Source organism: Streptomyces sp. NPDC019890, from assembly GCF_044903445.1.
Lineage (GTDB): Bacteria > Actinomycetota > Actinomycetes > Streptomycetales > Streptomycetaceae > Streptomyces.
The window spans coordinates 235,710-253,947 of sequence record NZ_JBJDQK010000009.1; the positions used below are offsets into that span (position 1 = coordinate 235,710).

Genomic DNA, 18,238 nt, shown 5'->3' on the forward strand with positions numbered 1-18,238 from the left:
GACCTTTCCTGACCCGGCCGGCACAGGGTGACCTGTGCGGCCGGGCACGCATGCCCTGACGCGCTCGTCGTCACTCCGGCGGCAGCACCCTGGTCGGATAGTGGTCGGCCACCACCTTGGCCATCGCCCCGATCCGGTCGGTCCTGACCTCCTTGGCGGCGAAGAAGCAGTGCCCGCGCACACCGGAGCAGGAGCGCGCCAGCGTGAGATGGCGGGACAGTTCGGCGGGATCCTGCCAGGGCGCGGGCTGGGCCGGATCGCCCGCCTTGTAAAGGGCCTCACCCGCATAGAGGTCGACGCCGGTGCCCCGCACCACGTCGTTCCACCAGGGCAGCAGCTTGGCGTAGTCGGCCGGGGCGAAGCCGATGTGCCAGTAGATCTGCGGGACGACGTAGTCGATCCAGCCCTTCCTGACCCACTTGCGGGTATCGGCGTGCAGATCGTCGTACGTCTGCACGCCGGCCCTGGTGTCCGAGCCGAGCGGGTCGGTCGCGGCGTTGCGCCAGACGCCGAACGGGCTGATCCCGAAGGGAAGGTCCGCTTTGGCCTTCTTGATCCGCTCGGCCATTTCCCGGACCAGCCGGTCCGTGTTGTCCCGCCGCCATGCGGCTTTGTCCGGGAAGCCCGCGCCGTAGCGCGCGTAGGTGTCGTCGTCGGCGAAGACCTGTCCTGCGACCGGATACGGATAGAAGTAGTCGTCGAAGTGCACGCCGTCGATGTCGTAGTGGCGCACGGCGTCCATCATCGCTTTCTGGACGAAGCGGCGGACCTCCGGAATGCCGGGGTTGTAGTACAGCTTCCCGCCGTACGGAAGGACCCACTCCGGGTGCACCCGCGCGGGATGGGTCTCGACCAGCCTGGACAGGTCCGTGTGATTGGCGACGCGGTACGGATTGAACCAGGCATGCAGCTCAAGACCCCGCCGATGGGCCTCGCGCACGGCGGTGCCCAGCGGGTCCCAGCCGGGGTCCTTCCCCTGTAAGCCGGTGAGGTACTGGGCCCAGGGCTCGTACGGCGACGGCCACAGGGCGTCCGCGGTCGGCCTGACCTGGAGGACGACGACGTTCAGCTTCCGGGCGACGGCGGTATCGAGGTGGGCCAGGAGCTCGGCGCGCTGCTCCGCGGCGGTGAGGCCGGGCCTGGACGGCCAGTCGCGGTTGGCGACGGTCGCGAGCCACATCCCGCGGAACTCCCGCTCGGGCCCGTGCCCCCGGTGCGCGGACGAGGCGGCGGGCGCGGCGGCCGCGTCCCCGGCCGTCGCGAGCGCGGCCAGCGCTCCGGCCGCCGTCATCACGAAGCGTCTTCTGCCGATCCGCGCCATGTCCTGCCCCCTGGGTTCCCGGTGCCGGCGGCCGTTTCGGCACAGCATGCCCGCCCCCTGGCCGTCGTGCACACGCACCTCCGGAGTAACGTCGGGGGGTCGAGGCGGGCACCGGAACCATACGGGGGCCTGCCGCAGTGGATCAGCGAAAGGCACGAGGTGACGGACTCAATGGCCGACATTGCACGCGTCGGAGTGGTGGGCTGTGGCCAGATGGGCGCAGGCATCGCGGAGGTGTGCGCCCGCAGCGGCCTCGAGGTGAAGGTCGCCGAGACCACGGGCGAGGCCCTGGAGATCGGCCGCACCCGGCTCTACAACTCCCTCTCGAAGGCCGCCGAACGCGGCAAGATCACCGAGGAGGAGCGCGACGCGACGCTGGAGCGCCTCAGTTTCACCACCGACCTCGGGGAGTTCGCCGACCGCGATCTCGTCATCGAGGCCGTCGTGGAGAACGAGCAGGTGAAGACCGAGATCTTCCAGGTGCTCGATCAGGTGGTGACCCGCCAGGACGCGATCCTCGCCTCCAACACCTCCTCCATCCCGCTGGTGAAGCTGGCCGTCGCGACCTCCCGTCCGGACCAGGTCATCGGCATCCACTTCTTCAATCCGGCCCCGGTCCAGAAGCTCGTCGAGCTGATCCCGGCGCTCACCACCTCCGAGGAGACGATCAAGCGCTCCGAGGCCGTGGTGCAGCAGGTGCTGGACAAGCATCCGATCCGCGCCCAGGACCGCTCGGGCTTTGTGGTGAACGCCCTGCTCATTCCGTATCTGCTCTCCGCGATCCGGATGTTCGAGTCGGGCATCGCCAGTCGTGAGGACATCGACAACGGCATGGAGCTCGGCTGCGCCCACCCGATGGGTCCGCTCAAGCTCTCCGACCTGATCGGCCTGGACACCGTCGCCTCGGTCGCGGACTCGATGTACGCGGAGTTCAAGGAGCCGCTGTACGCCGCTCCCCCGCTGCTGCAGCGGATGGTGGACGCGGGCCGCCTGGGCCGGAAGTCGGGCTCCGGCTTCTACCCGTACTCCTGATCCGGCCGTACTCATGTTCCGGCCGGGCACGTGACGGCTTCGTACTCCTGATTCACACGGAGTGTGCGGGGCGTGCCCGCATATGCCGTGCGCACACGCTCCCGCCCTCCGACCAGGGAGAGTTGACTCGGTTCCGCTTCAGTCAAGGGCCTGTTGCCCAACTTTCCCGAAGAGGAGCCAATCAGTGACCACCACCGACCCTGATCATTTAGTGGTCGTCGAAGAGTTCGCCGAGTTGCGCCGCAGCCTCGACGTCGGCCTCGCCCGCATCGACGGGCACCTGGCACTGCTCGCACAGCGCAATGACCAGATCGACCGGGATCTCACCGATCTGGCTGCGCGCGTCGGGGCGCTCGAGCACACCAGGTGGCCGCTGCCCGCCGTGGCCGCGCTGACCGCTCTCGGAGCGCTGGCGATCGCGGTCTGGCAGACGCTCGGCCACTGAGGGCCTGTCGTCAGCCCAGCCGCAGATGGTGGAGCATCAGCAGCCCGGCCGCCATGTTGGCGGCCGGGACCTCGCCGCGGGCGACCATGTCGGGGACCAGCTTCAGCGGAATCCACTCGCGGCGTGAGGACTCGAAGTCGTCCTCGGGGTGACCGATGTACGTCGCGTCCTCGGCCCAGTAGAGGTGGTGCCGGGCGTCGGTGAGGCCGTTGGACGGCTCGACGGTCATGAGGTGCTGGAGGGGACCCGGGCGCCAGCCCGTCTCCTCCTCCATCTCGCGGGCGGCCGCGGCCTCGATGTCCTCGCCGTCCTCGACGACTCCCGCGGCGAGCTCCCAGCCCCAGCTGTTGGTGATGAAGCGGTGCCGCCAGAGCATCAGCACCTCGTTGGCCCGGTTCACCGCGGTTGCCACGGCGACCGGACGGAGCCGGATGAGGAAGTGGTCCAGGTGCCGGCCGTCAGGGAGCACGACGTCGGCCAGGTTGACCCTGAACCAGCGGTTTTCATACACAGTTTGTTCGCTTAAGTTCGTCCACTGCACTTTTCTGCCACCTTCCGACAAGTAGATGGCAATATCGCAGCAGGAGCGCGGTCAGAGGGGAACGCGCAGTGCCCCGTCGATGAGTTCGGCCGCCTCGTCCGCATTGGTGCATCCGCTCGCCACGAGATGCTTGCGCACCGCGCGCAGCCGGTCCCTCAGGCGCTGCGACTCCATCCCCCTCGCCCGCTCCACCATCTCCGCCGCGGTGTGCGCCGCCCGGTCCACCTCGCCCTGGCGCAGCTCGATCTGGCTGAGCATGGCGAGCCGGTGGACCCGGCCGCGGTCGTGCGCGGGAGTGTCCACGGCCGCCGCGGCGTGCTCGCGCGCCGCGGGGAGATCACCGAGGCTGAGCAGGGCCTCGGCGACCTGGACGTTCACCAGGCCCGGCTGGACGTAGCCGGTCTCGTCCGGCTCGGCCCCCGGAAGGATCCGCTCCGCCTCCAGTTCCGCACGGCGGATGCACCGGAGCGCACTGCCGCCGTCGCCGAGATGCGCGTACGCCTTCGCCTGCATCGCGTACAGATCGGCGGCCAGCGCCGGGGTGATCTGATGCCCGGCGGCCCGCAGCGCCGCCTCCGCGAAGGCCACCGCCTGCCGGTGCTCGGCCATGAACAGCGACTGGTTGACCAGCAGCGCGATGACGTACGCCCCAAGTCCCCGGTCCCCGCTGGCCTTTGCGAGCCGCAGTGCCTGATGGAAGTAGCGCTGGGCGAGGCCGTGCGCATTGGAGTCGTACGCACAGATACCGGCGACCGCCACCAGACCGCCCGTCGCACGGTGCAGTTGACGGCCGAGGGCATCGCTGTACCCGCCACGCAGCAGCGGCGCGGTCTCGGCGTTGAGGAAGCCGACGATGCGGGCGCGGGTGGCGATGCCGCCCGCCTTGCGGTACATGAGCTCGTAGTGCGCCCGGGCGGCGCGCAGCATCTTGATGTCCGCCATGCTGACGCGCGTCTGGCCGGAGCGGGAGACGTCGCAGTCCTCCGGAGGGTTTTCCCACTCCCACACGGGCATGACGGCGGGCGTTCCGGTGACCGCGGGCGCCTCGATGATGTGCGGGCGCTGCTGCTCGTCGGAGCGCCACAGTGCGGTGGCGCGCTCCACGAAACCGCAGAGCGGCGAGCCGGGCGGCGTACCCGCGTCCCCGGCCACTCCCAGGCCGATGTCGCCGAGCGTTATGGCCCGGCGCAGCCGGCCCGCGAGCACCTCGCAGATCAGGTCGGGCACCTGACCGCGGGGCCGCTGACCCTTCAACCACCGTGCCACGGCCGTGTGTTCGTACCGCAGTGACAGGCCTCTTGCCCGGCCCGCCTGGTTGACGCGGGCGGCGAGGCCCGCGTTGGAGATGCCCGCCTCGTCGAGCAGGGCGTCGAGCAGGGTGTTGGGCTGCATGGGGCCCCTCCGGTGGCTCGGTGGGCTCAGCCTAGTGGAGGGCGATTCGCACGGGGTGTGAATGGAGTGCCCCGATCTGTGCCCCGCGCGCTCTGCCGCCGTACCACGTGCGCCGGTTGACTGAAATGCCTCTCAAGGAGGCGGCCGGGCCGCCGGCTCCCCCTCGTACAGTGCGGCGGCCCTCGATCGCGTCGTCTGCCCTGCTGATCTGCCCGACACTCCGCGGCAGGGCGGGCGGCGCCGGCCGCACGGCAATCCCTTGGTTGCCGGTCGCTGCACATGGCTGCAGGTGGCTACCGATTGGAGGGTTCGCGCCGGGTTCGGCGCAGGGCGGTGTCACCGCACTGCGTCGGCACCCGGGACCGGTCGTTGCGCAGCACGAGCAGCGCCACATCGTCGGCGAGCCGCCCGCCGGTGTGCCGCAGCAACTGCGAGTGAACGGAGGTGATGACGGCGGCGGGCGAGACCGGCGAGCCGAGTGCGTTCTTAGCCAGCACGGCCTCGGCGAGCACGGCTTCCAGACCGAAGAACTTCCCCGACGCGTCACGGGCGTCCGCCGCCCCGTCCGTGTGCAGAAACAGCCCCTCACCGGGCAGCACCCGCGCACACCGGTGCACCGGCAGCTCGGCGGGGAGCGGAAACAGGCCGAGTGGCGGCAGCGGTTCACCGCAGGCGAGCGGGGCCACGCCACGACAGCGCAGGTGATACGGGCAGGGGTGGCCGCAATTGATCGCCGCCACACCGCCGTCGGCCCCGATCTCCAGCAGCAGTACGGTGACGAACTCCTCCGCCGACGGGCTCTGCGGCTCTCCCCCGCAAGCCGCCGGATGCTCGTCCCGGGCCCGCTCCCGCAGATGCCGCTCGATCGCCCGGTCCAACCGCCGTAGTACGCCACCGAGTTCGGGCTCGTCGTAGGCGGCCTCCCGGAAACTGCCGAGAACCGCGGCGACCGCCCCGATCGCAGGCAGGCCATGGCCGCGGACATCCCCGATGACGATGCGCACGCCGTACGGCGTCGCCACCGCCTCGTACAGATCACCGCCGACCACGGCACCGCGGCTGACCGAGAGCTGGCCCGCGGCAAGAGCCAGCCCGTCCAGCCGCGGCGGCAGCGGCCGCAGCAGCACCCGTTGTGCGGCATGGGCGATTTCGCGGACCCGTTTGAGCTCGCGGCTCAGCTCCCGCCTGATCCCGAGCACAAGCCCGGCGCCGACGGTGAAGAAGACGACGCCGGTGACGATCCGCTCGCCCAGACTCTCCGGCTGTTCCTGCGGGCAGGCGATCTTCCAAGTGACGGCGGCGACGCCCCAGGCGGTCGGAAGCATCAAGGGAAGCAGTCGCCGGATGTGTGAATCGCCGACGCGCGCTGCCCTCGCCCGTCGCAAGGCCGGAAAGGCTCCCCCAGACCAGATACGGATCATGCGGATGGTCCCCTCATAGGCCCTGTCCGGCGCGCAGCCCGCCCCTACGATCGGGTCGATTCTGTCGACCGCCCGGCGCCCGGCGGGAACAACGCCCCACGTTCTCACCCAAATGAGTGAGCTGGGGTCCCTCCCCTCCCACCAGCGCAAAAAGGGGCGCACCCGGTGGTCCGGGTGCGCCCCCTCAGCAGGCGTGATGCAGGTCGGAGGCGGTCAGGCGCCGCGCAGCACCGCCCCGGTGCGCTCGGCCGCGAGCGCAACGGCGGCGTCCCGGGCGGCCGATGCCTCCTCGACCGTCAGCGTCCGGTCGCCGGCGCGGAACCGCAGGGCGTACGCCAGCGACTTCTTGCCCTCGCCGATCTGCTCACCGGTGAAGACGTCGAACAGCCTGATGGACTCGAGCAGTTCACCCGCGCCCTCCCTCAGCACCTGCTCGACCTCGGCGGTCGGCACGTTCTGGGGGACGACCAGCGCGACGTCCTGGGTCGCCACCGGGAAGGTGGAGATCCGCGGCGCCTGGAGGACGCCCTCGCCGGCCCGCTCCAGAAGGTCGAGCTCGACCTCCATGGCGCAGGTGCGCTCCGGCAGTCCGAGCGCCTTGATGACGCGCGGGTGCAGTTCGCCGGCGTGGCCGACGAGGGTCTCCTCGCCGTCCACGGTGGCGTACAGCGCGGCGCAGCGGCCCGGGTGCCACGGGGCGTGCTGGTCGGAGCGGACGGTGAGTTCGACGCCGGCCTCGCGGGCGACCGTACGGGCGGACTCGACCGCATCGGCCCAGTCGGCCGGGCGGCCCTTGCCCCACCAGCCGGCCTGCTCGCGCGCGCCCGCCAGGACGGTGGCGACCCGGCGCGGCTGGTGCGGCAGCGCCGCGTTCAGCGCGGCGATCTCCTCATCGGTGGGACGGCGGTCGACGGGCAGCTCGCCCGGGACCGTCTCCTCGCCGGTCGGCCGGAAGACCAGACCCGTCTCGAACAGGGCCAGATCGTGCGAGCCACGGCCGTCGTTGCGGCGCAGCGCGGCGAGCAGACCGGGCAGCAGCGTGGTGCGCAGCGCCGGCTCCTCGTCGGAGAGCGGGTTGACCAGCTTGACGACGGTGCGTCGCGGGTCACCGGCGTCCAGCCCGAGCCGGTCGAACACGGCCTCACTGACGAACGGGTAGTTCGGCGCCTCGACGAAGCCCGCTCCGGCGAGCGCGCGGCCGACGCGGCGGTGCAGCCGCTGGCGGTCGGTGAGCCCGCGGCCGGCCGGCGGCCTGGGCAGCGTGGAGGGCAGGTTCTCGTACCCCTCCAGCCGGATGACCTCTTCGGCGAGGTCGTTCGGCGCGGCGAGGTCGGGACGCCAGGACGGGACGGTGACGACCAGCTCGTCCTGCCCGTACACATCGCAGCCGACCTCCTGGAGGCGGCGTACGACGGTCTCGCGGCCGTAGTCGACACCCGCGACGCGGTCGGGGTGGTCGGCGGGCATCGAGACCGTACGCGGCGCGGACGGCGCGACGATCTCGGTGACCCCGGCCTCCGCGGTGCCGCCCGCGAGCAGCACCAGCAGGTCGACGGTCCGCTGTGCGGCGGCAGCCGCGGCCTGCGGGTCGACGCCGCGCTCGAAGCGCTTGGACGCCTCGGAGGCGAGCTTGTGGCGGCGCGCGGTGCGCGCGATCGAGACCGCGTCGAAGTGCGCGGCCTCAATGACCACCTCGGTGGTGGCACCGGCGGTGTCGTCGTGGTCCGCGATCTCGGTGTTGGCGCCGCCCATCACGCCCGCGAGGCCGATCGGCCCGCGGTTGTCGGTGATGACCAGGTCCTCGGCGTCCAGGACGCGCTTGGCCCCGTCGAGCGTGGTGAACTTCTCGCCCTGCTCGGCGCGGCGGACGCCGATCGGGCCGTCGACGCGCGAGCGGTCGTATGCGTGCAGCGGCTGACCGAGCTCCAGCATCACGTAGTTGGTGATGTCCACGGCGAGCGAGATCGGGCGCATGCCCGCCTTCTGCAGGCGGCGCTGCAGCCAGATCGGGGAGCGCGCCTCCGGGTCGAGCCCGACGACGGTGCGCGCGGTGAAGCGGTCGCAGCCGACCGGGTCGTCGACCTGCACCGGGTAGCCGAAGGCGTTCGGCGCGGGCACGTCGAGCAGCGCCGGGTCGCGCAGCGGCAGCCCGTACGCGATGGCGGTCTCACGGGCGACACCGCGCATCGACAGGCAGTAGCCGCGGTCCGGCGTGACCGCGATGTCGAGGACCTCGTCGACCAGTTCGAGCAGCTCGATGGCGTCGGAGCCGACCTCGACCTCGGGCGGCAGCACGATGATGCCGCCGCTGCCGTCGTCGCCCATGCCGAGCTCGTCGCCGGAGCAGATCATGCCGTGCGAGGTCCTGCCGTAGGTCTTGCGCGCGGCGATCGCGAAGTCACCCGGCAGCACGGCGCCCGGCAGGACCACGACGACCTTGTCGCCGACGGAGAAGTTGCGCGCGCCGCAGACGATCTCCTGCGGCTCGCCGGTTCCGTTGGCCATGCCGACGTCGACGGTGCAGAAGCGGATGGGCTTCTTGAACTCCGTCAGCTCCTCGATGGTCAGCACCTTGCCGACGACGAGGGGGCCCTTGAGCCCGGCGCCGAGCTGCTCGACCGTCTCGACCTCGAGACCTGCCGCGATGAGCTTGGTCTGTACGTCGCGGCCGGTCTCCGTGGCCGGCAGGTCGACGTACTCCCGCAGCCATGAAAGCGGGACCCGCATCAGATCTCCATCCCGAACGGCCGGGTGAACCGGACGTCACCCTCGACCATGTCTCGCATGTCTTCTACGTTGTGGCGGAACATCAGCATCCGCTCGATGCCGAACCCGAAGGCGAATCCGCTGTACTTCTCAGGGTCGACACCGCAGGCGACAAGCACCTTCGGGTTGACCATGCCGCAGCCGCCGAGCTCGATCCAGCCCTCGCTGGAGCAGGTGCGGCAGGGCCGGTCCGGGTTGCCGACGGACTCGCCGCGGCAGACGTAGCAGACCATGTCCATTTCGGCGGACGGCTCGGTGAAGGGGAAGAAGTTCGGCCGCAGCCGGGTCTTCATGCCCGCGCCGAAGAGCGCCTGGACCATGTGGTCCAGGGTGCCCTTGAGGTCAGCCATGGTCAGGCCCTCGTCCACGGCGAGCAGCTCGACCTGGTGGAAGACCGGGGTGTGCGTGGCGTCCAGATCGTCGGTGCGGTACACGCGGCCGGGGCAGATGACATACACCGGCGGCTCACGGTCGAGCATCGAGCGGATCTGCACGGGCGATGTGTGCGTGCGCAGCACGACGCCGGAACTTCCCCCAGAGCCTTCGGCCTGGGTGGTGCCCCCACCACCATCCGTGCCCTCGACGAAGAAGGTGTCGTGCTCGCCGCGGGCGGGGTGGTCCGCGGCGATGTTCAGCGCGTCGAAGTTCAGCCATTCGGTCTCGACCTCGGGGCCTTCGGCCACCTCGTAGCCCATGGCCGTGAAGACGTCCTCGATGCGCTCGGAGAGCGTGGTCAGCGGGTGGCGGGCGCCGGCCGGGACCCGGTCGTGGGGCAGCGTGACGTCCACGGCCTCCTCGACGAGCACCCGGGCGTCGCGCTCGGCCTCGAGCTCGGTCTGGCGGGCGGCCAGCGCCTTGCTCACCACGCCGCGGGCCTGGCCCACGCGCTTTCCGGCCTCGGCCTTGGCCTGCGGGGGCAGGGCGCCGATCTCCCGGTTGGCGAGCGAGAGCGGCGAGGTGCCTCCGGTGTGGGCGACCTTGGCGTGGGCGAGCGCTTCGAGGTCGCCCGCGGCGGCGAAGGCGGCGAGCGCCTCGTCCCGCATGCGCTCGATCTCTGCCGGTTTCAGTGCCTCGACCTCAACAGGGTCGTACGACTTATTGGGTGCGGACATCTCTTCCCGTACTTCCGATGGGCTGGCTGGGGCCCCCGCTCGTCGACCGAGGACGCAAAGGTGCCAAAGGACGAGTCTAACGGGGTGTGGAGAGGCGAATGAGCCCGCGGGCGGCTAGGCCAGGTAGGCCGGGGCGCCCACGGGCAGAATAAATCGGAACTCGGCGCCACCGCCGGGTCCGCGGCCGACGGTGATCGTCCCGCCGTGCGCCTCGACGATGCCCTTGACGATGTAGAGCCCCAGGCCTGTGCCACCGCGCTTGCTCCCCCGCCAGAAGCGGGTGAAGACGCGGCCCATCGATTCCTCGGGAATACCGGGGCCTTCGTCGCTCACGGTGACGGCCGTACCCTTCTCGTCGTCCTTTGCCGATGCCGGCGCCACCTCGATGGTGACGGTTCCGGCACCGTGGCGCACCGCATTTTCCAGCAGATTGCCGAGTACCTGGTCGATCTTGTCCGGGTCGGCCCACAGATCGGGCAGCCGGCGCTGGATGCGTACGAAGAAGCGGTCGGGGCTCTGGCCGCTGGCTATGTGCGCCTGGATGTGGCGTCCGACGGCGGCCGCGATGTTGATGGGCTGGCGGCGCACTTCGAGCCGTCCGGAGTCGATACGGGAGATGTCGAGCAGTTCGGCGATGAGCCGGGTGACGCGGTTGGCGTCGGCGTCGACGGTCTCCAGCATCAGCCGCTTCTGGTCGTCGGTGAACCGTTCCCACTTGGCGAGCAGCGTCGCCGTGAAGCCCTTCACGGAGGTGAGCGGTGAGCGCAGCTCATGGGCGACGGTGGCGATCAGCTCGGCATGGCTGCGTTCGGTGCGGCGCCTGGCCTCGGTGCCGCGCAGGCTGATGACGAGCCTGCGTATCGGCCCGGTCGGGTACTCGCGCACATAGCGGGCGGAGACGAGGACCTCGCGGCCGCCGGGCAGCAGGAGATTGCGCTCGGGCTGGCCGACGCGGGTGGCGAGCCCGCCGTACGGATCGGTCAGGGTCCACCAGCGGCAGCCCTTGAGGTCCTCCAGCGGCAGCACGCGCTCGAGCGGCAGGCCGAGGGCTTCGCCCTTGGACACGGCGGTGATCCGTACGGCCGCGTTGTTGAAGCAGATGACCCGGCCGCTCTCGTCGGCGACGACAAGGCCGTCGGGCAGGTCGTCGGGGTCGATCCCTACGACATCGTGACCGCCGGAGTGGCACAGCAAAGCCCCGTGTGTCTCCGCGAGCCTGCTTGTCCCGACCGCCATATCCCCGTACCCCACCTCTCCGCCGGCGCAGTGGGCCCCAAGCCCGTCACACTACTAGCTGGACGTGACCGAGCGGACCCCCTGAGCGAGTACTCCCACTCAGTGAGTACTGCCTGCGCGCTGGGCACGCGCCGAGGCATAGAGGCATACGGCTGCTGCGGTCGCGAGGTTCAGACTTTCGGCTTTTCCGTGGATCGGCACGCGTACGACGGCGTCCGCGAGCGCGCGGGTCTCCTCCGGCAGCCCCCAGGCCTCGTTGCCGAAGATCCAGGCCGTGGGGCCGCCCATGGTGCCCGCGTCGAGCTCGTCGTCCAGGTCGTCGCCCGCGCCGTCGGCGGCCAGTACGCGCACCCCGGCGTCCCGCAGCCCCTGCACCGCCTGTTCGACGGGGACCCCGACGGCGACGGGCAGATGGAAGTGCGAACCGACCGACGCGCGCACGGACTTGGGGTTGTAGAGGTCGACGGAGGCGTCGGTGAGGACGACGGCGTCGGCACCGGCGGCGTCCGCGCAGCGCAGCACCGTCCCCGCGTTCCCGGGGTCGCGTACATGGGCGAGTACGGCGACGAGCTTCGGCCTGGCCGCCAGGATCTCCTCGAACGGGGAGTCCAGGAAGCGGCAGACGCCGACGAGGCCCTGCGGGGTGACGGTCTGGGAGATCTCGGCGAGCACGGCGTCGGAGGCAAGGTGCACCCGGGCGCCGGCGTCGTCAGCGGCGTCGACGATGTCCGCGTACCGCTCGGCGGCCTCGACGGTGGTGAAGAGCTCGACCAGGGTGGGCTCGCCGCCGGGGCCGCGGTGGGCAACCGCCTCACGCACGGCCTGCGGGCCCTCGGCGATGAACAGGCGCTCCTTGCCCCGGAAGGCGCGCTTGGCAAGCCGCCGGGCGGCGGTGACGCGCGGGGATCGCGGTGAGATCAGCTCGGGGGTGCGCATGTCGCCTGCGGCTCTCTGATTCGGGTTCCGGGGTCGGCCCGGAGGAACCTGCGGGTACCCCCGCCCACCGGGCCCGTGAAGGGCTCGAGGTCCGACGGGGGTCGGGATGCTCCGAAACGGCGCACTGCGCCGCCCGGGGCCAGGGCCTGTCGGCCGGAGGTTCGGCAGCGGACCGGGCATGCGATGCCCGCAGACCACGTGACGCCGGCCTGTCGGCCAGAAGGGCCGCGAAGCCTGACGGGGATTCGCAGTGCTCCGGGAGCTGACCGGGTCTGCCGGGCCGTCCGCGAACAGCCCCCGGACGGCCCGGCACCGACGGGGGTTCGTGGGACCCCCAACACGACCGGACCCGCAGGCCGGAGGCCTGCGGGTCCTGGAGCGGTCCGGCTGGACGCGGCCGTCAGGCCGCTTACGCGGCCTTCGGGGCGTTGACGTCGCTCGGCAGCGCCTTCTGCGCGACCTCGACGAGCGCGGCGAACGCGTTGGCGTCGTTGACCGCGAGCTCGGCCAGGATCTTGCGGTCCACCTCGATGTTGGCGGCCTTCAGACCCTGGATGAGGCGGTTGTACGTCATGCCGTTCTGGCGGGCAGCGGCGTTGATGCGCTGGATCCACAGCTGACGGAAGTCGCCCTTGCGCTTCTTGCGGTCGTTGTAGTTGTAGACCAGGGAGTGGGTGACCTGCTCCTTGGCCTTGCGGTACAGGCGCGACCGCTGACCGCGGTAGCCGCTGGCCTGCTCGAGGATCGCCCGGCGCTTCTTGTGGGCGTTGACTGCCCGCTTGACGCGTGCCACTTGTTAACTCCTTGTAGCGGGGCCGTGGTTGGACTCACACGGCCCGGAAACGATTAGGTCCCGGTCTCGGCGTCCCGTCCCCGGGTCAGCGGGGACGGATGACGTCACTTGCCGAGAAGCTTCTTGATGGTCTTCGAGTCACCCTTGGCCATCTCGGCGTTGCCGGTGAGGCGACGCGTCAGCTTCGACGGCTTGTGCTCGAGCAGGTGGCGCTTGCCGGCACGCTCACGGAGCACCTTGCCGGAGCCGGTGATCTTGAAGCGCTTCTTGGCACCGCTGTGCGTCTTGTTCTTCGGCATCGCGCCGTTATCTCCTCGTCAGTGGCGCTCCCCCGGTGCGGGCACCGGCCAGCGGGAGCGTCAGATCTTGGTTTGTGGTTCCGGGCGGGACCCGGGCCGCCTGGATGGCAGCCCTTCGGTCACGCCTCGGAGGTCTCGGAAGGCTCCTCGGCCGGAGCCTGGGCAGCCTCTTCCGAGGTCTCCTCGTGCGCGTAGCCCTGGCGCTCCGCCTTGCGGGCGGCCTGAGCCTCACGCGCCTCGGCCATGGCCTCGGTCTTCTTCTTGTGCGGGCCAAGAACCATGATCATGTTCCGGCCGTCCTGCTTCGGGTTCGACTCGATGAATCCGAGGTCCTCGACGTCGGAAGCGAGCCGCTGCAGCAGGCGGAAGCCAAGCTCGGGGCGGGACTGCTCACGACCACGGAACATGATCGTGATCTTGACCTTGTCGCCCTGCTTGAGGAACCGTACGACGTGACCCTTCTTGGTGTCATAGTCGTGCGGGTCGATCTTCGGCCGGAGCTTCATCTCCTTGATGACCGTGTGCGCCTGGTTCTTGCGCGCCTCACGGGCCTTCATGGCCGACTCGTACTTGAACTTCCCGTAGTCCATGAGCTTGCACACGGGCGGCCGGGCGTTCGCCGCGACCTCGACCAGGTCGAGGTCGTACTCCTGCGCAAGCTCGAGGGCCTTGGCAAGCGGAACAATCCCGACCTGCTCGCCGCTGGGACCGACAAGTCGCACTTCGGGAACGCGAATCCGGTCGTTGATGCGGGGCTCGGCGCTGATGGATCCTCCTCGGTAGCACCACACGACTGCCTGGCAGACAGCCGCGTAACGTCTGTTTAGTAAGACCAACCGCGCCGGAACGTGAAAAATGCCCCGGACGGGACACAGGCGGCAGCTCCTCGAATACCGGAGCACCGCCGCGGTCAACCGCGGGGCGCACATCGGGCGACCTCCATCGTCCGTACGGAACGATGGGCGCCGCCTGACCGGTGACCCGCCGCCCGTGAGGGTGGCCAGGTGGGAGAATCGGAGCCTCCACTTGTGGGTCGGGCACACAGGTGTCCGACCGGTCGTTACACAAGGTTAGCAGCTCCGGGCGGAAGGGGCTAACTCAGGCCACGGACGGGTCCGGGCCCGGCGGGGCATATCGTGTGCGGCATGAGTGACGCGACCACCCCCAATGAGTCCCCCGACTTCGACGCCATGACCCGCGACATCGCGGAGGTCCCCGCCGTCGAGGTCATCGTCACGGTCGCGGTGAACCTGATGAGCGCGGCCGCCGTGAAGCTCGGCCTGACCGAGGACGGCGCGGAGCACAAGGACCTGGACGAGGCCCGCAAGCTGGTCCATGCGCTGGCCGGTCTGATGGACGCGAGCGCGACGGAGATCAGCTCCTTCCACGCGGCGCCGCTGCGGGACGGGCTGAAGTCGCTGCAGCTGGCGTTCCGCGAGGCGTCGCTGGTGCCGGACGAGCCGGGCCAGGGTCCTGGCGAGAAGTACACGGGTCCCGTCTACGGCTGAGACGTGTACGACTGACCTTTCACCCGCGTACGAACAGGGGCTCGCCCGGAGGGGTGGCCTCGGCCGGCAGCAGCGCCAGGTCGAGGCCCCGCACCAGGCGGGCCCTCAGCACGTCGTCGGCGGCCAGCGCCTCGGCAATGCGGCGGGCCGCCTGTGCCGGGACCGCGTCCGGGGTGAGGACCAGGGCGAGGGTGCCGTCCGCGGCGCCGGGTCCGAGGTGGGCACGGAGCACCGCGGGCTCCGCGGCGACCGCGTTCCGTACCGCCGCCGTGACCGCCGGGTCGTCGAGCGGATCGGCGCTCGTGCGGCCCTCCGCGAGCGCGAGCAGCGCACGGCCGGTCAGCTGGTACGGGACGGGGCCCGCCAGGTCGATGACGAGCGTGTCGGCCTTCTCGTGCGCGGCCGCCTGCAGCGCCTGGTGGAGAGGCACGGCGACGGGGCGGGCCTCGGGATCCCAGCGGGCCAGCGAGGCGATCGAGGTGAAGGCGGGCAGCGCACGGCGATCGCCCGCGGTGAGCGTGGGGACCGCCATGTCGCTGGTCTTCTCGCGGCGCAGGCCGTTCTCGTCCTCCTCGACCTCGCCGAGGACGGCGACGACGGGGACCAGCAGCCGGGCGTCCTTGAGCGCTTCGAGCACGGGGCGCTGAGCCGTCCGGTCCTCGGACCATGCGGCGAGGGCCGCCGTCAGCCGTGGGTCGGCGGTGCCGTCGTCGTCGGAGAAACCGGAGTCAGGGATGTTCTTGAGCGCCACGCGTTGAGCCTAACCTCCCTGCTATGAGTGCCTGTCTCTCGGTCGCCACGCTCGACGGGTCGTACGGCGAGGAGCGCACCTACCCGGCGGCGAGCATCGTGAAGGTGTCCATCCTGGCCGCGCTGCTGCGTGAGGGACGTCCGCTGGGCGCACGGCAGCGGGAGCTGGCGCGGGCCATGATCGTACGCAGCGACAACGACGCGGCTACGGAGCTGTGGGCGGCGATCGGGGGCGCGCCGGGGCTGGACGCGGCGCATGCGCGGCTCGGGCTCACGCAGACCAGGGCCGAGTCGGCGTGGGGTCTCACGCGGACCACCGCGCGGGATCAACTCACCCTGATGCGGGCCGTGTTCGGCGGCCCGTACGCCTTTCTGCGGTCCCTGATGGGGCAGGTGACCGAGGGCCAGGACTGGGGTGTGTCGGCAGCGGGCGGCGAGTGGGCGCTCAAGAACGGGTGGATGCCGATGCGTGCGACCGGGCTGTGGGTCGTCCACTCCGTCGGGCGGGCCGGGGGCCGGCTGATCGCGGTGCTGTCCGACGGGCATCCGACGAAGGAGGCGGGCATCGCGTGCGTGGAGGCGGCGGTGCGGGAGGCGGTCGGGTCGGCGTGACGCCGGGAGGCAGCGACGGGCGGGCCGGCCGCCGGGTCAGCGACGGGCCGGCCGGCCGCCGCGCCAGAGCACGACCGCTCCTGCGAGCACCAGCGCGCCGATGCCGCCCGCGAGCGCGGCGAGCCAGCCGGCCGGTTCCGCGTCCTGCTGCGCGGGGTCGGGGCCGGGGCCGAAGTACTTCCTGCTGTAGCCCGCGGACGCGGCCTTCAGATCCGCGGGCCGCAGCTTCGCCCCCGCCTTGATGGCGGCGACCGGATCGACCTCGCCGTAGCCCCTGGCGTCGTCGCGGCCGCTCTTGGGACCGTCGTCGGCGGTGTCCGCGAGGAGCTTCTTGATCTGGGCGGGCGTGAGACCGGGGTGCGCGGCGCGCACCAGGGCGACCGCGCCGGAGACGAATGCGGACGCGGCGCTGGTGCCCCAGCCCTGGTAGTACTTGCGGTCCGGGTCGGCGATGACGATGTCGACGCCGGGGGCGCTGACGGTGGCGTACCAGCGGCGGGTGGAGAACGCGGCGTGGGTGCCGAAGCGGTCGACAGCGGTCACGGCGATCACGCCGGGGTAGGCGGCGGGGTAGGAGATGTGGTCGCCCTTCTCGCCCCCGTTGCCCGCCGATGCGACGACCACGGCGCCCTTGGCGAGTGCGTACTGGACCGCGGCGTCCTCGCCGGCCTCGGGGTGCGCGGACTCGCTGTCGTCGCCGAGGGAGAGGTTGATGACGTCGGCGCCGTGGTCGGCGGCCCAGCGGATGCCCCGGGCGAGCGCGGTGCCGCGGGAGTTGCGGGCCTTCTCACGGGCCTTGTCGGTGCCTTCGAGGATGACCCGGACGGGGAGGATCTTCGCCTCGGGCGCGATGCCGATGACACCGTCCTCGCGGCCGGGGCCGTGGCCGTGGGCGGCGATGATGCCGGCCATGGCGGTGCCGTGGCGGGCCCAGGCGCGATCGCCGCGCTGAGCGCCGAAGCCGATGAAGTCCTTGCCGGGCAGTACGGAGCCGGCCAGGTCGGGGTGGCTGTCGTCGACGCCGGTGTCGAGGACCGCGACGGTGATGCCCTGGCCCTTGGTGGTGCGCCAGGCCTGGTCCGTCCGCATGGCGTCGAGCCCCCACTGCTGGGCCCGTATCGCGTCGGCGTGCGCGGGCGTCGCCGGCAGGACGGCGAGGACGGCGGCCGCGAGGGTGGCGGCGAGGCGGTGGCGACGGGTCATTCGGGCTTCTCCGTGGCCGTGCTGACGGTCTTGCGCAGACCGCCCTCGATACGGTCGGCGATGCCCTTGGCCTCATGGCCGAGGCCGGCCTGGGCGGGCGCGGACGTCGCGCCCTGTGCCTTGGCCTCGCCGGCGGGCTGCGGGTCGGTGACGGGGCGGCCGTCGGCGAAGCCGGAGACGGCGTAGACGACGACCGGCATCTCGGTCAGCACGCTCACGGTCCAGCTCGCGCGCTGCCGGTCGCCGAAACGGGCGGCGACGGTGCCCTCGGCCGGGAGGGTGCGGGGCATCAGATCGGTGCGCTCGTCGAGCCCTTCCGAGGTGAAGCGGGAGCTCAGCGCGCGCATGGCGTCCGCGTCGGCCTCGGTGAAGATCATCCCGACGGTGGTGACGTTGCTGGCGGTGGCGTCGGTGTATGTGGCGCGCAGCACTCGGGTGCAGCCGACCGTCTGCAGCGACTTGAGCAGCAGCGGGTCGAGGGCCGGCGCGCAGCCGTCGTCGGGCGCGACGGCGATCCGCGTCCAGACCCGGTCGGCGCCGCCGGGGCCTGCGCCGTCGCCCTTGAGGGTGGGCGGGAAGAGCGTGTTGACGGGGACGCTGTGCCACAGGCCGCGGGTGTGGGTGTACCCGGTGGGGGCGGCAGGGTCGGCGCTGGAGTCACCGGTGAGCCAACTGCCGGTCGCCGCGCCGCCGATCAGCCCGAGTCCGAGTACGACGCAGGCGACGGCGCCGATGGTCCGCAGGGGGTGCCGGGTCCGGACGGGACGGAGGCGGGTGGTCATCTCGGCCGGGGTCTCGGGCGGCGGGAAGGAGTGCCCGCCGGGGTGCGGGGGCAGCGCGCCGGGCCGGGGGGTGAGGTCGACGGCCCCGA

The 18,238-nt window shown here is 71.3% G+C and carries 18 protein-coding genes; 4 read left to right on the plus strand and 14 right to left on the minus strand.

The window, feature by feature from the left end; translation table 11 throughout:
• Positions 1-70: 70 nt before the first annotated feature.
• Complete coding sequence (locus tag ACI2LP_RS24680) at positions 71-1,321, minus strand: glycoside hydrolase family 10 protein (RefSeq protein WP_404726677.1); 1,251 nt, start codon at positions 1,319-1,321, stop codon at positions 71-73.
• 171 nt (positions 1,322-1,492) lie between these two features.
• Here ACI2LP_RS24680 and ACI2LP_RS24685 point away from each other — a divergent pair, with 171 nt between their 5' ends.
• Together ACI2LP_RS24685 and ACI2LP_RS24690 are read left to right on the plus strand one after the other, a co-directional pair.
• Positions 1,493-2,353: a 3-hydroxybutyryl-CoA dehydrogenase gene (locus tag ACI2LP_RS24685; protein WP_355836131.1), complete on the plus strand. Its 861-nt coding sequence runs from the start codon at positions 1,493-1,495 to the stop codon at positions 2,351-2,353.
• Between the two features lie 184 nt (positions 2,354-2,537).
• Complete coding sequence (locus ACI2LP_RS24690; protein ID WP_360876199.1) at positions 2,538-2,798, plus strand: hypothetical protein; 261 nt, start codon at positions 2,538-2,540, stop codon at positions 2,796-2,798.
• 10 nt (positions 2,799-2,808) lie between these two features.
• On the opposite strand, the gene ACI2LP_RS24695 is transcribed toward ACI2LP_RS24690, so the two are convergent.
• The 10 genes from ACI2LP_RS24695 to infC all read right to left on the minus strand — a co-directional run bounded on the left by ACI2LP_RS24695 (position 2,809) and on the right by infC (position 14,085).
• A complete protein-coding gene (locus tag ACI2LP_RS24695) occupies positions 2,809-3,339 on the minus strand; it encodes an NUDIX domain-containing protein (protein WP_360876197.1) in 531 nt (176 codons plus the stop codon).
• Between the two features lie 51 nt (positions 3,340-3,390).
• Positions 3,391-4,731 (minus strand): transcriptional regulator, encoded by a 1,341-nt coding sequence (locus tag ACI2LP_RS24700; protein WP_360876195.1) that lies wholly within the window; start codon positions 4,729-4,731, stop codon positions 3,391-3,393.
• 293 nt (positions 4,732-5,024) lie between these two features.
• Complete coding sequence (locus ACI2LP_RS24705; RefSeq protein WP_404726678.1) at positions 5,025-6,152, minus strand: PP2C family protein-serine/threonine phosphatase; 1,128 nt, start codon at positions 6,150-6,152, stop codon at positions 5,025-5,027.
• A 213-nt stretch (positions 6,153-6,365) separates the two neighbouring features.
• Positions 6,366-8,879 carry a phenylalanine--tRNA ligase subunit beta gene (gene pheT, locus ACI2LP_RS24710; protein WP_404726679.1) on the minus strand — a complete coding sequence of 838 codons (2,514 nt, stop codon included), beginning with the start codon at positions 8,877-8,879 and terminating at the stop codon, positions 6,366-6,368.
• Positions 8,879-10,030, minus strand: a complete 1,152-nt coding sequence (pheS, locus tag ACI2LP_RS24715) for a phenylalanine--tRNA ligase subunit alpha (RefSeq protein WP_404726680.1) — start codon at positions 10,028-10,030, stop codon at positions 8,879-8,881. Before pheS ends, pheT begins: the two co-directional genes overlap by 1 nt.
• A 114-nt stretch (positions 10,031-10,144) precedes the next feature.
• Complete coding sequence (locus ACI2LP_RS24720) at positions 10,145-11,266, minus strand: ATP-binding protein (protein ID WP_404726681.1); 1,122 nt, start codon at positions 11,264-11,266, stop codon at positions 10,145-10,147.
• A 99-nt stretch (positions 11,267-11,365) separates the two neighbouring features.
• Positions 11,366-12,202 (minus strand): TrmH family RNA methyltransferase, encoded by an 837-nt coding sequence (locus ACI2LP_RS24725; RefSeq protein ID WP_404726682.1) that lies wholly within the window; start codon positions 12,200-12,202, stop codon positions 11,366-11,368.
• 409 nt (positions 12,203-12,611) lie between these two features.
• Positions 12,612-12,995, minus strand: a complete 384-nt coding sequence (rplT, locus tag ACI2LP_RS24730; protein WP_018103794.1) for a 50S ribosomal protein L20 — start codon at positions 12,993-12,995, stop codon at positions 12,612-12,614.
• Positions 12,996-13,099: 104 nt separating this feature from the next.
• A complete protein-coding gene (gene rpmI / locus ACI2LP_RS24735) occupies positions 13,100-13,294 on the minus strand; it encodes a 50S ribosomal protein L35 (RefSeq protein ID WP_360876182.1) in 195 nt (64 codons plus the stop codon).
• A 119-nt stretch (positions 13,295-13,413) separates the two neighbouring features.
• Positions 13,414-14,085, minus strand: coding sequence for a translation initiation factor IF-3 (gene infC, locus ACI2LP_RS24740; protein WP_404726683.1), 672 nt, complete (start codon positions 14,083-14,085; stop codon positions 13,414-13,416).
• 354 nt (positions 14,086-14,439) lie between these two features.
• On the opposite strand from infC, the gene ACI2LP_RS24745 reads away from it, so the two are divergent.
• The gene (locus ACI2LP_RS24745; protein ID WP_360876178.1) at positions 14,440-14,802 is read left to right on the plus strand and encodes a DUF1844 domain-containing protein; all 363 of its coding nucleotides are present in this window, start codon (positions 14,440-14,442) and stop codon (positions 14,800-14,802) included.
• A gap of 19 nt (positions 14,803-14,821) precedes the next feature.
• Here the strand turns inward: ACI2LP_RS24745 and ACI2LP_RS24750 are convergent, their stop codons facing one another.
• On the minus strand, positions 14,822-15,553 hold the full coding sequence (locus ACI2LP_RS24750) for an SseB family protein (RefSeq protein WP_404726684.1): 732 nt from the start codon (positions 15,551-15,553) through the stop codon (positions 14,822-14,824).
• 23 nt (positions 15,554-15,576) lie between these two features.
• On the opposite strand from ACI2LP_RS24750, the gene ACI2LP_RS24755 reads away from it, so the two are divergent.
• Complete coding sequence (locus ACI2LP_RS24755) at positions 15,577-16,164, plus strand: serine hydrolase (RefSeq protein ID WP_404726685.1); 588 nt, start codon at positions 15,577-15,579, stop codon at positions 16,162-16,164.
• Between the two features lie 36 nt (positions 16,165-16,200).
• Here ACI2LP_RS24755 and mycP read toward each other — a convergent pair whose 3' ends face one another.
• On the minus strand, positions 16,201-17,367 hold the full coding sequence (gene mycP / locus ACI2LP_RS24760) for a type VII secretion-associated serine protease mycosin (RefSeq protein WP_404726686.1): 1,167 nt from the start codon (positions 17,365-17,367) through the stop codon (positions 16,201-16,203).
• Complete coding sequence (locus tag ACI2LP_RS24765) at positions 17,364-18,149, minus strand: hypothetical protein (RefSeq protein WP_404726742.1); 786 nt, start codon at positions 18,147-18,149, stop codon at positions 17,364-17,366. The genes mycP and ACI2LP_RS24765 overlap by 4 nt, the downstream gene beginning before the upstream one ends.
• Positions 18,150-18,238: the final 89 nt, after the last annotated feature.

Coding starts and splice junctions, on each gene's coding strand:
- ACI2LP_RS24680 (WP_404726677.1), bottom strand. CDS start 1,321: ATGGCGCGGATCGGCAGAAGACGCTTCGTGATGACGGCGGCCGGAGCG.
- ACI2LP_RS24685 (WP_355836131.1), top strand. CDS start 1,493: ATGGCCGACATTGCACGCGTCGGAGTGGTGGGCTGTGGCCAGATGGGC.
- ACI2LP_RS24700 (WP_360876195.1), bottom strand. CDS start 4,731: ATGCAGCCCAACACCCTGCTCGACGCCCTGCTCGACGAGGCGGGCATC.
- ACI2LP_RS24705 (WP_404726678.1), bottom strand. CDS start 6,152: ATGATCCGTATCTGGTCTGGGGGAGCCTTTCCGGCCTTGCGACGGGCG.
- pheT (WP_404726679.1), bottom strand. CDS start 8,879: ATGCGGGTCCCGCTTTCATGGCTGCGGGAGTACGTCGACCTGCCGGCC.
- pheS (WP_404726680.1), bottom strand. CDS start 10,030: ATGTCCGCACCCAATAAGTCGTACGACCCTGTTGAGGTCGAGGCACTG.
- ACI2LP_RS24720 (WP_404726681.1), bottom strand. CDS start 11,266: ATGGCGGTCGGGACAAGCAGGCTCGCGGAGACACACGGGGCTTTGCTG.
- ACI2LP_RS24725 (WP_404726682.1), bottom strand. CDS start 12,202: ATGCGCACCCCCGAGCTGATCTCACCGCGATCCCCGCGCGTCACCGCC.
- rpmI (WP_360876182.1), bottom strand. CDS start 13,294: ATGCCGAAGAACAAGACGCACAGCGGTGCCAAGAAGCGCTTCAAGATC.
- ACI2LP_RS24745 (WP_360876178.1), top strand. CDS start 14,440: ATGAGTGACGCGACCACCCCCAATGAGTCCCCCGACTTCGACGCCATG.
- ACI2LP_RS24755 (WP_404726685.1), top strand. CDS start 15,577: ATGAGTGCCTGTCTCTCGGTCGCCACGCTCGACGGGTCGTACGGCGAG.
- mycP (WP_404726686.1), bottom strand. CDS start 17,367: ATGACCCGTCGCCACCGCCTCGCCGCCACCCTCGCGGCCGCCGTCCTC.
- ACI2LP_RS24765 (WP_404726742.1), bottom strand. CDS start 18,149: ATGACCACCCGCCTCCGTCCCGTCCGGACCCGGCACCCCCTGCGGACC.